The organism is Synechococcus sp. H55.2 (genome assembly GCF_047462495.1).
In the GTDB taxonomy this organism is placed as follows: Bacteria; Cyanobacteriota; Cyanobacteriia; order Thermostichales; family Thermostichaceae; genus Thermostichus.
This window is the reverse complement of the sequence record NZ_JANSJH010000005.1, coordinates 39,187-51,893: the sequence shown is the minus strand read 5'-3', so window position 1 is coordinate 51,893 and position 12,707 is coordinate 39,187. Positions and strand designations below refer to the sequence as shown.

General features: G+C 60.9%; 17 protein-coding genes. 8 read left to right on the top strand and 9 right to left on the bottom strand.

Annotation, left to right across the window (positions count from 1 at the left end):
• Positions 1-13: 13 nt before the first annotated feature.
• Together NW844_RS01555 and NW844_RS01550 are read right to left on the bottom strand one after the other, a co-directional pair.
• Positions 14-574 (bottom strand): SRPBCC family protein, encoded by a 561-nt coding sequence (locus NW844_RS01555; protein ID WP_414332878.1) that lies wholly within the window; start codon positions 572-574, stop codon positions 14-16.
• A 99-nt stretch (positions 575-673) separates the two neighbouring features.
• Complete coding sequence (locus NW844_RS01550) at positions 674-919, bottom strand: hypothetical protein (protein ID WP_414332876.1); 246 nt, start codon at positions 917-919, stop codon at positions 674-676.
• Positions 920-1,073: 154 nt separating this feature from the next.
• Between NW844_RS01550 and NW844_RS01545 the strand changes: the two genes are divergently transcribed.
• On the top strand, positions 1,074-1,163 hold the full coding sequence (locus tag NW844_RS01545) for a cytochrome b6-f complex subunit PetN (protein WP_011431548.1): 90 nt from the start codon (positions 1,074-1,076) through the stop codon (positions 1,161-1,163).
• A 59-nt stretch (positions 1,164-1,222) separates the two neighbouring features.
• Positions 1,223-1,375 carry a hypothetical protein gene (locus NW844_RS01540; protein WP_414332874.1) on the top strand — a complete coding sequence of 51 codons (153 nt, stop codon included), beginning with the start codon at positions 1,223-1,225 and terminating at the stop codon, positions 1,373-1,375.
• Here NW844_RS01540 and NW844_RS01535 read toward each other — a convergent pair whose 3' ends face one another.
• From NW844_RS01535 to NW844_RS01525, 3 genes are all read right to left on the bottom strand, one after another.
• Complete coding sequence (locus NW844_RS01535) at positions 1,376-1,789, bottom strand: DUF309 domain-containing protein (RefSeq protein WP_414332873.1); 414 nt, start codon at positions 1,787-1,789, stop codon at positions 1,376-1,378.
• A 4-nt stretch (positions 1,790-1,793) separates the two neighbouring features.
• Positions 1,794-4,307, bottom strand: a complete 2,514-nt coding sequence (locus tag NW844_RS01530; RefSeq protein ID WP_414332871.1) for a GAF domain-containing protein — start codon at positions 4,305-4,307, stop codon at positions 1,794-1,796.
• 131 nt (positions 4,308-4,438) lie between these two features.
• Positions 4,439-5,257: a TatD family hydrolase gene (locus tag NW844_RS01525; RefSeq protein WP_414332869.1), complete on the bottom strand. Its 819-nt coding sequence runs from the start codon at positions 5,255-5,257 to the stop codon at positions 4,439-4,441.
• Between the two features lie 146 nt (positions 5,258-5,403).
• On the opposite strand from NW844_RS01525, the gene NW844_RS01520 reads away from it, so the two are divergent.
• Positions 5,404-5,991, top strand: coding sequence for a thioredoxin family protein (locus NW844_RS01520; RefSeq protein WP_414332867.1), 588 nt, complete (start codon positions 5,404-5,406; stop codon positions 5,989-5,991).
• Here the strand turns inward: NW844_RS01520 and hisN are convergent.
• Complete coding sequence (gene hisN / locus NW844_RS01515; protein ID WP_414332865.1) at positions 5,976-6,785, bottom strand: histidinol-phosphatase; 810 nt, start codon at positions 6,783-6,785, stop codon at positions 5,976-5,978. The genes NW844_RS01520 and hisN overlap by 16 nt on opposite strands.
• A gap of 61 nt (positions 6,786-6,846) precedes the next feature.
• Here hisN and NW844_RS01510 point away from each other — a divergent pair, with 61 nt between their 5' ends.
• Complete coding sequence (locus NW844_RS01510; RefSeq protein WP_414332863.1) at positions 6,847-7,479, top strand: biotin transporter BioY; 633 nt, start codon at positions 6,847-6,849, stop codon at positions 7,477-7,479.
• A gap of 181 nt (positions 7,480-7,660) precedes the next feature.
• Positions 7,661-8,101, top strand: coding sequence for a hypothetical protein (locus NW844_RS01505; RefSeq protein WP_414332861.1), 441 nt, complete (start codon positions 7,661-7,663; stop codon positions 8,099-8,101).
• Positions 8,102-8,223: 122 nt separating this feature from the next.
• On the opposite strand, the gene NW844_RS01500 is transcribed toward NW844_RS01505, so the two are convergent.
• Positions 8,224-8,340, bottom strand: coding sequence for a photosystem II reaction center protein I (locus NW844_RS01500; protein WP_011431538.1), 117 nt, complete (start codon positions 8,338-8,340; stop codon positions 8,224-8,226).
• Between the two features lie 368 nt (positions 8,341-8,708).
• On the opposite strand from NW844_RS01500, the gene NW844_RS01495 reads away from it, so the two are divergent.
• Together NW844_RS01495 and hemB are read left to right on the top strand one after the other, a co-directional pair.
• A complete protein-coding gene (locus NW844_RS01495) occupies positions 8,709-9,662 on the top strand; it encodes a lysophospholipase (RefSeq protein WP_414332859.1) in 954 nt (317 codons plus the stop codon).
• A gap of 28 nt (positions 9,663-9,690) precedes the next feature.
• The gene (gene hemB, locus NW844_RS01490) at positions 9,691-10,677 is read left to right on the top strand and encodes a porphobilinogen synthase (protein ID WP_414332857.1); all 987 of its coding nucleotides are present in this window, start codon (positions 9,691-9,693) and stop codon (positions 10,675-10,677) included.
• 21 nt (positions 10,678-10,698) lie between these two features.
• Here the strand turns inward: hemB and NW844_RS01485 are convergent, their stop codons facing one another.
• A complete protein-coding gene (locus NW844_RS01485) occupies positions 10,699-11,217 on the bottom strand; it encodes a hypothetical protein (protein ID WP_414332855.1) in 519 nt (172 codons plus the stop codon).
• Between the two features lie 322 nt (positions 11,218-11,539).
• On the opposite strand from NW844_RS01485, the gene NW844_RS01480 reads away from it, so the two are divergent.
• Entirely contained in the window at positions 11,540-12,460 is a 921-nt protein-coding gene (locus NW844_RS01480) for a TIGR01777 family oxidoreductase (RefSeq protein WP_414332854.1), read from the top strand.
• A 13-nt stretch (positions 12,461-12,473) separates the two neighbouring features.
• Here NW844_RS01480 and NW844_RS01475 read toward each other — a convergent pair.
• Positions 12,474-12,707 (bottom strand): hypothetical protein (locus NW844_RS01475; RefSeq protein WP_414332853.1); only part of this gene is annotated, 234 nt, incomplete at its 5' end.

Genomic DNA, 12,707 nt, shown 5'->3' with positions numbered 1-12,707 from the left:
GGGATGGCACACCCTATTGGGAACATAGACTCAGGCAGCGCTCCCGAATCGCCTGGAGGTTAAAGGCCAAGTCCCGGCGGAGGCGCCGTTCCACCAGGCCGACCGGCATGCGACGCGGCGGCTTCACCTGCAAGTGGTAGGTGAGCAAAGTTTGATGGTTTAGCCACTCGGCCAGTTCCCAAAACCCCTCGAAAAGGAGAAAATCCCCTTCCACCTCCTGGAAGCGAAGCTGGTGGGGAAAGATTTCCTCAATGGCCAGCACCACTGCCGCCGAAAAGCGGGCAAATAAAACCTTTTGGGATCCCACCTGGCGCACCAGTTTGCGGCCATTCTCGCTGCCGAGGAGGCGGCTTTCCACCAAGTTGGGAATGAACTCCGCCAGATGGTCGTAATCGGTTAAAACCTGCCAAACCCACTGCCGCTCCACCGGAATAAGGACGCGGCCCTGCACATGGCGGCAGCGCTCCCCCAAGTCCTCCACCTCCACCTGGATGTCTTCGGGAACTGGGATCCCGTCTTCCAGGGCAGGGTCTAGGTGCCCTTGTTGGGGATCCTGTGGGGAGTCGGAAGGCATGGCCAGCAATCGGAGCGCGTCAGAGTTGCAGAACAAAGGAGAAGGGCCAGCAGCCCCAACCCAGGCCCAGTCCATTGTAATTGTGCATCAGATAGCGCACTAGGGGAAAAGGGCCTGGAACCAGGCGACGATCACCTGCCACACTTGATCCAGAAGAGCAAAGGGATCCCGCAGCTCTTGCAGCACCTGCCGCGGGCCAATCCTAAAGACCACGTACAGCACGGCCAGGAGGACTACGATCCCCACCGCCGTCCAGATGGCCTCCCGAACCACCCGCACCCAGAAAACCAGCACAAAAATGGCGATGGCCACCGCGGCCACCAGCGGCAATGTCTCCAGTACCATCGGATCCCCCCTCGTTTGGCTCAGATGTTTTGGATTTGACCCCACTGTAGCCAGTTTGAACTGAGAATAAGGTGCTCGCAAATGTCCGTTGACAAGGGATCCCATCCCGTAAAATGGGATCACCCCGATGAGCCTTCTTTGCTTGGCTAGATCTATGGACATCATCACCTTTGGCTGGGTTGCCGTTGCTGCTTTCTTTGCCCTTTCCATTGCCTTTGTGGTCTGGGGCCGTAACGGCATGTAGCGGATCCCGCCTGGCCCTGTTGTTGCTAAAAGACTTCGTCCTGCTCTATGGAAATTGACTTGCCCTGGGTTGTCCGCCTCGCCTACGGCAGCATCTTTTTGCTCTTGACGGCTGTCACTGTGGGCGTTGGCTACATCACCTTTATCGACTGGCGGGATCGGCGGCGGCGCAGCGAGGCAGAACGGCAAGCTCGTCGCTCCAAGCGGCGGTAGCTACTGGGGTTCTGGGAGATTCCAAGAAGCCTCGCGATCGGGCCTGTCGTCAACGGTTCTCAGGACAGGAGGGGCCACCCAGGGCAAGGGATCCTCAGGCTGGAGGCAAAAGAGCTCTTGCAGGAGAATCTGGTTGGCTTCCCAGAGAGCTTGCAGGTTGTAGCCGGCGTAGGTGGGCAGAAAATCGGCCAGCTTGCGGTTGGCCTCCCCCAGCAGGATCATGCAGCCGCGGCGGTTGCCGTTTTGCAGGTGGTAGTAGGCCACGGCGGTTTGCAACAGCCCCTGGTAGAAGCGCCGCTCCGGATCCACCGCTTCCATCCACAGCGCCTCCAGAGTGTCGTGGCAGGCGTAGAATTCCCCCCGGTTGAATTGCTCAACCGCCCGTTGCAGCGCTTCTGGGTGGCAATTACTCATGGGTCTAGGCACAGTTGCGACTCAGGGGCGGCTGCTGCAGGGATCCCTGCGGCAACACCAGGGTAAAGCAGGTCTTGCCCTGGCCGCTTTCTATAGAGACGCTGCCCCCCAGCCGCTGCATCCACTGCTTAACCAAAGCCAGCCCCAGGCCGGTGCCGCCCCGCTTCCAGGGATCCCCGCTGGGGATGCGGTAGAACTTCTCAAAAATGCGCTCCCACTCGCTGCGGGGGATCTCCACCCCCTCGTTGATAACCCGAATTTGCACTTGTTCAGGGCTGAGGCGGCGCGCCGTCACCGTGATGCGGTGGTGAGGCGGGGTGTACTTGCAGGCGTTGTTGACCAGCTCCTGCACCACCCGCTCCAGACCCACCTGATCCGTCACCACCTTGCCCACCGCTGGGTCAATCTGCCACCGCAACTGTTGCTGATTGGCCTGGGCCCGCTGCACAAAGGGCTGGAGCACAGTGGGCAGCCAGGCGGCCAGGGACACTTCTTCGAGATGAAGGGGCTTGGATCCCTGCTCCAGCCGCTGCAGATCCAGCAGATCGTTGACCAATTCCGCCTCGCGCTCGCACTCCTGCTCCAGGATTTGCAAGTATTGCTCCCGTTTTTGCGGGGTGCGGGCCATTTTCAGCAGTTGGATGGCCATTTTCATGTTGGTGATGGGCGTGCGCAGCTCGTGGGAGACGGTGCTCAAGAAATCATCTTTGAGGCGGTTGAGGCGTTCCAGCTCGCTGATTTGCTGCACCGAGGCCTGGTAGAGACGGGCCTGGCGGATGGCGATGGCACAGTGATCCGCCACCTGCTGCACCACCCGCACCTCCAGCTCAGAGAAGCACTCGTCTGCCGGCTTGGCCAACCACAGATCGCCCAACACGGCCTGATCCTCCCGCAGCGGACATACCAGCAGGGTCAGCCCTTCCCGCCGCGGGATCCAGCTTTGCCCCGACAAATGGCACAGTTGCGCCGCTTGCCCCCTTTGCAGTTGCCGGTAGAGATCCGGGTAGTCGGCTAGGGTTAGAGCGATCCCGCCGGCGGGCGGCAGGGCGGCGGTGTATTCGTAGCGCACCGTGGCCTGGCCGGCTTCCGGATCGTAGAGACAGAGATCGCAGCCTTGGATGGGCAGCCCCAGAGCCAACTCCTGCACCACTGCCCGCAGGATCTGGGCTTCGTCCAGGGTGGTGCGCACCTGGTCGGTGACCCGCTGCAAGAGGGCATCCATTGCTAGAGAGCGCTGCAGGGCCGCCGTCCGCTCCTGCACCTCCTGCTCCAGACGGGCGTTGAGATCTTGCAACTGCCGGTAGAGCTGGTTTTGCGTGATCGAGAGGGCCAGGTGCACGGCAGCGCGGCTGACGAGCTCCAGCTCTGGGGCCGACCAAGCCTTGGGCTCGTCAATTTTCAGCTCCCGCCAGGCGGCAAAAGAGATCAAGGGCAGTTGTTGACGGGGATCCTCCCAACCTTCCCCTTGGGCGGGCCAGCGGTAGCCGGCCCAGTGGGTCTCTTGGCAGATGGCGCCACGAAACACGCTCAGCCAGCCCACCACCTGCTCGTTCCAAAGCAGCGGCACCGCCAGCAGCCCGCGGATGGGCGTCTGCTGCACCTGCGACCGCAGTTCTGGCCACTTCTCCAATTGCGAAAGCGACCAGGTTCTCACCCCGTCCCCTGCCGACTTGCCTCTTCCCACCTGCTCCTGCAGCCAGGCGTCGTACCCTGCCGGCGGCTGGCTCCCATAGCAGTGGAGAGTCTCCAAGCCCATGAACTGGATGCGCAGCCGCGCCCCGATCCCTTGGAGCTGGGCGGTAAGCTGCTCCAGGACGGTGCTCAGGGTGGTTTCGGGGTGAAGCGGCGAGTACACCAGCGCCGCAATTTGGTTAATCAAGCGTTCCTGCTGCGCCTTCCGCCGCGCCTGCTCCAGCAATTCCGCCTGGGCAATGGCAATCGACACCTGATCCGCCACCAACTGCACCACCTGCAGCTCCTCAGCAGAGTAGGAGCGCGGCTCGGCGTGGTGGGAGACCAAGAGCCCCCACAACTGCTGGTGATGCAGGAGGGGCACCACCAGGGAAGAGGCTACCCCCATGCACTTGAGGTAATGGGCATGGCAGGGATCCACCGGCCGCTGCGGCACTTCTCCTAGAGGCAAAGGCTGGGCCTGGGCAAAGCGGCCCAGTGGCTCCGGCTGGCTGAGGGAGCGGGTCTGGCCCTCCACATCCACGATGACCCGCACCTGGGCCAGGCGAAACAGCTGCCGCGCTTGCTCAGGAATATCCCCCGCCGGAAAAGACAAACCCAGGAGAGAGGGCAGCCGCTCAGCTTGTCGAGCTTCCGCCACCACCGTTCCATGACCTTCCGGGTCGAAGCGGTACACCTTGACCCGATCCGTGCCCAAAAAGGCGCGCACCTCCTCCACCGTTGCCCTCAGGATCTGATCCAGCTCCAAGGATTGCCGGATCTGGTGGGTAATGCGGTTGATGAGGGCATCCCGGCTGGTGCAGGCTGCAGGGGCCAAGTTCTCCATAGCCATCTCTACATAAGGAAGCGCAGAAGTATTGAAAGCTACACTCCCTCTTTCACGATAACGCCCCCTGCCGGGAAGTTACAGAGCCGCAAGGGAAAAGCTTAAGGAATTCAAAAGTTCTCCACTCTCCTTCACAAAGGGGGCTGGGGCAGGCGGAAGAGGCGGGCGGCATTTTGGCTGGTCTGTTGGGCCAGGTCTTCCAAGGGGATCCGCAACAGCTCCGCCAGGGTTTGGGCCACCCGCTGCACATGGGCCGGCTCGTTGCGCTTGCCGCGGAAAGGGGTGGGGGCCAAAAAAGGGCAATCGGTTTCCACCAAAAGCTGGGACAAGGGCACCTCCAAGGCCGACCGGCGCACGGTCTCGGCGTTCTTGAAGGTCACGATGCCGCTAAAGCTGATGAAGCAGCCCATCTCCACAAACAGCCGCGTCTCCTCCGGGGATCCGCTCCAGCAGTGCATCACCACCCGCAGCGGCCCCCCTGTGGCCAGGGCCTCTTGGAGAATCTCATAGGTGGCTGCTGCCGCCTCGCGGCAATGGACGATCAGGGCCAAATCCTGCTCCTGGGCAATGGCAATGTGGGCGCGGAAGGATTCTTGTTGCCGCTCGATGTCCGCCGGGTCGGATTTGTAAAAATCTAAGCCCGTCTCCCCGACGGCCACCACCCGCGTGTCGCTGGCGGCCAACTGGGCGATCTTTTCGGCCAGATCCGGCTGCCACTGGCGCGCCTCCAAAGGATGCAGCCCCACCGACAAGAAGACTTCGGCGTACTGGTCGGCAATGGCCTGCAACTGGGGAAACTCTGCTGGCGTTACACAGGAGTGCACCAGTTGCCGGATCCCGGCCTGGCGCCAGCGCTCGGCCACCTGCGGTAGATCGTCTGTAAAGTCGGGATAGTTCAAGTGGACGTGGGTGTCCACCAGAGGGGCAGCGGGCAAGACGGCGGTGCTCAAGGCTCAGCTCCCGAACAAAATAGTGTTGCAGACTCTATCCAATTGTAAAAGCGGTTCCCGGCTGGTTTGGAGCGCAGGGATCCCGTTCCGCCCATTCCTATGGGAGCATGAGGATGATCCAGAAAGTTCACAGTTGGAGGCTTGCTATGGCCCGTACTCCCTCGACCATGCTGCCTTTGGGCACCCCGGCCCCTGACTTCAGCCTGCCGGATGTGGTGAGCGGCCAAACCATTTCCCTCTCTACTTTTGCCGACAAGCCCGCTTTGCTGGTGATGTTCATCTGCCAGCACTGCCCCTATGTGAAGCACGTGCAAGAAGAGCTGGCCCGCATTGGCAGAGATTACAAGGATCGCGGCGTCGGCATTGTAGCCATCAGCGCCAACGATGTGGAGAAATACCCCGACGACAGCCCCGAGAACTTGAAGAAGATGGCCGAGACCTTGGGCTTTACCTTTCCCTTCTGCTACGACGAAAGCCAAGAAGTGGCCAAAGCCTTTAGCGCTGCCTGCACCCCCGACTTTTTCCTGTTCGATGCGGAGCGCAAGCTGGTCTACCGCGGCCAACTGGACGACAGCCGCCCCAGCCTGACGGATGTGCCGGTGACGGGCAAAGACTTGCGGGCGGCGCTGGATAACCTGCTGGCGGGCAAGCCCATCGATCCTGACCAAAAGCCCAGCCTCGGCTGCAACATCAAGTGGAAGCCCGGCAATGAGCCTGCTTATTTTGGTGGGTAGCTCCCGTTTTTTTGAATTGCGGCCAGGGCCTGGCGATGCAAGCTGGGGTTGGCCGCCGCCAGCACTTCTCCCCTAGAGGTGCGGGTTAGGGGCTCCCCCGACCAATCAGTAATCACGCCGCCGGATCCCTCGATCACCGGCACAAGGGCGGCAAAATCGTAGAGGGCGAGGCCACACTCCAGCACCAGATCCACACAGCCGCTGGCCAACAGGCCGTACTGGTAGCCGTCGCCGCCATAGGAGGTGATGTGTACTGCTCGACTGAGCTGCTGGAAACGCCGTTGTTGGTCGGGGTGGGCGAACAAATCAGGGGTGGTACAGCTCAAGTAGGCGCGGCTGAGGTCGCTGTTGGTTTTGGTCTGGGCGGGTCGTCGGCAAGAGGGAGTAATCCACTGGGTGGGTTCTCCCTGCACCCCCAGCCAGCGCTCGCGCAACACCGGTTGATCGATGATGCCCAGAACGGGGCGATCCTCTTCCAAGAGGGCGATCAGGGTGGCAAAGGTGGGCTTGCCGGTGGAAAAGGCAATGGTGCCATCCAAGGGATCCAGAACCCAGGTGTAAGGGGATCCCGTCTGGTGAAAGCCAAACTCCTCGCCAAGGATGCTGTGTTGCGGCACCTGGGCCATGAGCAAAGCCCGCATCGCCTGTTCTGCCTCCCGGTCGGCCACCGTCACAATGGGGGAGCGGGCTTCTTTGTATTCCGCTTGCAGCTCTCCGCGAAACAAGGGGCGGATCACTGCTCCGGCAGCATCGGCCAGGGCCTGTGCCAGTTCAATCCATTCTGTTTTGACCACCTTTTGCCCACCGCACCTGCGCGTTTCCTCTTTTAGCATAAGGAAAGATTTCTCCCCGGTTATGCGGTCTGGCCTGCTTTTGACTCCTCTGGAATGGCTCTGGACGGCGATTGGGGTGATCCTGACCATTTTGGGCACCCTGACCCATCTGAGTTTTCCGCCGGAGCTGCCTGGGCTGGGGGGATATAGCTTCTCGCTGCAAATCGGGGGCGTGCTGCTGACGGCTTGTTTGGCGGGGCCGGTGGCGGCGGTGTGCGCCCAGATCGTCTACTTGGGGCTGGGGCTGGCGGGGTTGCAGGTGTTTGCCCAGGGGGGAGGGTGGCAGTACCTGCACCAGCCCACCTTTGGCTACTTGTTGGGTTTTTTGCCGGCTGCCTGGGCCTGCGGGACGATTGCGTTTCGGCAACGGGATCCCCATTCGCTTCCTTCTTCCTCTGTCCGCCAACGCACTGCCGCTGTCAAGAGGCTGGCAGCCCCCCCGGTGGGCCTCCAGGAGCTGGGATCCGGCAGCTTGGTGGCTTTGGCCTTGATTCACCTGACCGGGATTGTCTATCTTTTGGCCACGCAACCCTGGAACCAGGAGTTGCTGAGGTTGATCAGGCTTTACTCAGGCTATACCCTGCCGGGACAGCTCATTGTGGCCAGCTTTGCCGCGGTGATGGCGGTGCTGCTGCGGCGCTTACTGCTGCTCTGAAGCAGGGGAGCCAACTGTGCACAAAAGCCCATGCAGATTTGGGTGGAAGCGCATCTTTCCCCAGGCTACGGCAACAGAAAGTAGCCTAGAGTGGTGCTGCTCCCAACGGCAATTCCTGAGGCGGGTAGATGCTTATCCAACCGGCGAGGATCGATCAGATTTTTGTGAGGAGAACAGAGGAATGCAACGGACTGCTCTGACCCTTTTGGCCACTGGCCTTTTGGCGACTGGGCTGGCTGCCTGTGGAGATGGCGGCAGCTCCGGGGGCACGATCATCACTCCCCCCCAAAGCCCAACGGTTTCGTTGATCAATGCGCCCACTTCTGTGCGGGTGGGCACCTCCACACCGGCTTTTACGGTGCAGGTGAGTGTGCCCGGCGGCGCCCGCCCAACGCAATTTGTTGAGCTGGAAACGTTTAACCCCAATGGCGTGCGCGTGCAGCGGGAGTTCTTCAGCCCGCAACAGGCTAACTGCGCTCCCGGAGCCACCTTTTGTAGCTTCATCACCGACTTCCGCGTCGCCGCCGGGGATCCTGTGGGCGTTTGGCAGTTCCGGATCACCGCCTATGACCAGCAAAACCGCTCCGGCTCCCAAACGCTGCTGATTACCGCCTTCCAGTAAACAATTCCGGCTGCCAGGTTGGGTTGGGAACTTTATGAATCTGAGGGGGAATGCCCAATACCGAGCACCCCCCTCAGGAGATGGCTATTTTATTTTCGCAGCTCGCAAGCTGCCCGGATCCCTCACTCCATGTCCCGCCGGTTGGGGTTACGGGCGGGGTCGTTGCTCAAAAAGCCAAACACAAAAAGCCCAACAAAAAAGATGACAACCGCGTAAACAGAGATTTTCAGTAACAGCATAGTTTCAGCAACCTGTTTCCGACTGAATGAACCGAGGAAGCGATAAGGCAATGGTAAGGCAAGGGCAAATAGCCACAGCGACGGGATCCCGTCCAACCTGAGGCTTTGCAAAACTTCTTCACAACATCATACCTCCCGGCGGTTCCCTTTCCCGCCATTGGCCCCGCTTTGCCCCGAAAGATCCTCCCATTACGCCCCCGCCAAAGGCCACGCAGCCTGGCCTGACAGGGATCCCCGGCAAGAGCAAAGATTGTTAAGAAATGTTTTAGGCTGGAAAGAAAGATTGCGGCGCCTGGGGGCGACCGGAATATAGGAGGATAAGGTCTGCGGCTTTGCCAGGTCTTGCCGGATGTGTATTGGATTTAACCATGCCTTCTGATCGGTTGGGCAACTTAGGAGCTCTGGATGGGGGTCAGCCGCAACCTTCGCCGGGGATCTGTCGATCTCAGGAGGTGTTGCTGGCGGACGGGATGCCGGCCTTTTTGCGCCACTGGCCGCAGGGATCCCCTTGTGGGCGGGTGTTGCTGTTGCACGGCAAAGGGGATCACGGCGGCGGGTTTGAACCCTTGGCGGAGGAATTAGCTGCCCAGGGATGGGAGGTTTTGGCCCCGGATATGCGGGGATTTGGCCGCTCCGGCGGCATCCGCTGCTGGATCGACCGCTTCGGCCAATACCAGGCGGATCTGGAGGAGATCACTCAGCAGGTCTGGCCGCAGAAGAGGATCCCGCAGATCTGGTGTGGGTACAGCGCGGGGGCCAATTGGGTTACGGAATATGCCCTTGCCCATCCTGAGCAGGTGCAGGGCTTGATCTTGATCTCTCCGGCCTTCCGCATCGACCACTATTTCACCCCCTTGACCTACGCCCTTCTGCAGGTGTTGGACAGGGTTGTTCCCCAGTTGGCCTTGACCGGCCTTTACGATCCGGCACGGGTGACTTCCTTGCCAGCGCAGCAGGCCGCCTTTGCGGCAGATCCCTATGTGTGTGGGGTAACGCGGGCCAGATTTACAGCCGAACTGGTGCGCAGCGGGCGGCGCTGCCTCGAGCAAGCCCATCGGCTGGAGCTGCCGGTTTTGCTGCTCTACACCTCTGCCGACATTGTCGTCAATCCTGCCGGCGCTGTGGATTTTGCCTGTCGGCTCCCCAACGGTGAGATCCACGATTTTCCCCAATCGCGCCACGACCTTTTGCACGACTGCCAAGCCGAAGCTGTCAAGGAGACTCTCCGCTGCTGGCTGGCCCGCCATTTCCCCCCTTGCCCTGGCTATCGCCTCTCTCCCCCGACGAGCACCTCGGCCCCCGCCGACCTCATGGCAAAATAGAGACGCCCTCTTTTTCTTTGCTGCTCTCATGAGCCAAGACTTGATCTACCGTCCCCGTCGGCTGCGGCGCACCGAAGCCCTGCGCCAGATGGTTCAGGAAACCCACCTGCGGGTGCAGGATTTGATCTATCCCCTGTTTGTCATGGAAGGGGAGAACCAGCGGCAGGAAGTAGAGTCGATGCCCGGCTGCTACCGCTACACCCTGGATCTGCTCCTCAAGGAGGTGGAGGAAGCAGCCAACTTGGGGATCCCGGCGGTGGCTTTGTTCCCGGTGGTGCCGGAAGAGAAAAAGGATCCCACCGGGCGGGAGTGCTTCAACCCGGAAGGCTTGATCCAGCGGGCGGTGCGGCGGATCAAGCAGGAGATCCCCCAGATCTTGGTGGTGACGGATGTGGCTCTGGATCCCTACAACAGCGACGGCCACGATGGCATTGTGCGGGACGGGGTGATCCTCAACGATGAGACGGTAGAAGTTCTGATTAAGCAGGCTCTCTCCCAGGCGGAAGCGGGAACCGATATCGTGGCCCCCTCCGACATGATGGACGGCCGTGTCGGCGCCATTCGGGAGGCTCTGGATAGCCAAGGCTACACCGACGTAGCCATTCTGGCCTACTCCGCCAAATATGCCTCTGCCTTCTACGGCCCTTTTCGCGATGCCCTGGGATCCGCGCCCAAGTCGGGAGACAAAAAAACCTATCAAATGGATCCCGCCAACGCCCGCGAAGCCATTAAAGAGGTGGAGCTGGACGAAGCCGAGGGGGCAGACATGGTGATGGTAAAGCCGGCCTTGGCCTACTTAGACATCATCTATCGGGTCAAGGAAGCAACGGATCTGCCCGTGGCCGCCTACAACGTCAGCGGCGAGTACGCCATGATCAAGGCTGCCGAACAAAAGGGCTGGATCGACGGCAAAAAAGTGATGATGGAATCGCTCTTGGCCATGAAGCGGGCCGGTGCCGACATCATCCTCACCTACTTTGCCAAAGAGGTGGCCTTGCTTCTCAAACAATCCTAGGTAATTCTAGCCAGCGGCAGTCTATGGCCTGGCAGGCGGCTGACGGAACTGCCCGATCCAGGAAGGAGGGATGTTCTTCTCCTCGTCGGCTACCAAAGTACTGGGATCCACCAAGCGCACCTGAATTTGATTGGGCGGCACCCGATTCAGACGTTCCTTGATCAGGGCCTCTCGTTGCAAGGGATCCATGCCGCGATCCACCCCCTCCTGCAGCCGAGAAATCCGGTTGGACAAGACCTCGATGTGCTGCTCCAGAACTTGGAGCCGATGGTGCTGGGCCAACTGCACCGGCAAGAGGCGACACAAACCACTGAGGGCAGCCGCCGTAAACAAGACATTCACCCCGATGTGGCAGGCCACCTCCCAGGCTTGCGGCTCGTGGGCAGGCCGGCGGGAGCGAGTCGAGGAGCGGGCAACCGGGAGAGCGGCGGGATCCCCTTGCCCACTTGCCCGAACCAGGGATCCCTGCGAGCGATGGGCTCGTGGAGCAACGGAGATGTCTAGCTGCGATCCAGCAACCTGCTCTACGCGCACAGACATGCGGCCAGCCGGAGTACGGGAGGAAGACTGAGGTGCCACGGGTGAAGGGAAGAAAATAGGGGGACGATGAGCCGCCTCTGCTGCCAAGAAGCGCAGCTAGGGCTTATTGAAGCCGATTTTCCCCGGTGTGTCAGGCTTTGTCCCAAAACATTTTCGCTTTCGGACGCTGCCACTTGGCCAAGCTCGGCAAACCGATTACGGGATCCCAAGCCATCGCCAACGTCGGCAAGAAAACGCGCTAGGCTAGAGGTTCCCCTTGTCAAAAGGCCCCGCACCGATCCAAGGACGAGGGCAGTTATGTAGAGGTCAGTCGGATCCCCATATGCGCATTGTCATCACGGGTGGGAGTGGTTTTATCGGGCGTCGCTTGGTGGCCCGTCTGCTGGAGCAAGGGGATCAGGTTTTGGTCTTGAGCCGCCGCCCCGACCAGGCCCGCCGCCTGTTGGGGGAATCCCCCAACCTCAAGCTGCTGCCCTACGATCCCTATCAACCGCAAACCTGGGCCACCGCCCTGGAAGGGTACGAGGGCATTGTCAACTTGGCCGGAGAGCCTTTGGCCTCTTCTCGCTGGACAGAAGCCAAGAAAAAAGAAATCCGCCGCAGCCGCGTGGAGACCACTCAAGCCCTTGTCCAAGCCCTCGCCTCCCTCGACCAGAAGCCCCAGGTGATGATCAGCAGCTCGGCGGTGGGCTACTACGGCTCCCACCCGCAGGGAGAGCCCCTGACAGAGGCGGATCCCCCGGCCCAAGATTTTCTGGCAGAAGTCTGTCAAGCCTGGGAAGCTGCCGCCCGGCCCGCTGAGGAATTGGGGATCCGCCTGGCCATCGTGCGCACAGGGATTGTGTTGGGGCCAGATGGAGGAGCACTGGCACAGATGTTGGCCCCCTTCCAGTTCTTCATCGGCGGAACGATCGGCTCCGGCAAACAATGGCTCTCCTGGATCCACCGCGAGGATTGGGTGAGTTTGGTCTGCTTCCTCCTACAACAGGGATCCGGGGTGTTCAACGCCACCGCTCCCAACCCGGTGCAAATGGAGGAGTTTTGCCGCACCTTGGGCCAGGTCTTGGGTCGCCCCTCCTGGTTGCCCGTGCCGGAGCTGGCTCTGGAACTGCTGTTGGGCGAGGCAGCTCAAGTGGTGCTGACAGGGCAAAAAGTGATCCCTCAAGCGGCTTTGCAGATGGGCTTTACCTTCCAATACCCACAGTTGAAAGAGGCACTGCGACAGATTCTCCTCCCCCCTTGACCAAGACCGGCGCTTACTCTTCGGTGAAATCGGCCTCCACCACCCCTGAAGCAGCACCAGGCTCAGGGCTGGCAGCCACCGCTTGCGCCGGAACCGCCTGGGGCACCTGCACGATCTGGGGTGTGAAGATGAACAGGTTGTACACCGTGTTGCGGCGGATGTTGTCCATCATCTCCAAGAACAGCTCGTAGCCCTCGTTCTTATACTCGATCAGAGGATCCTTCTGGCCATAGCCGCGCAGGCCCAC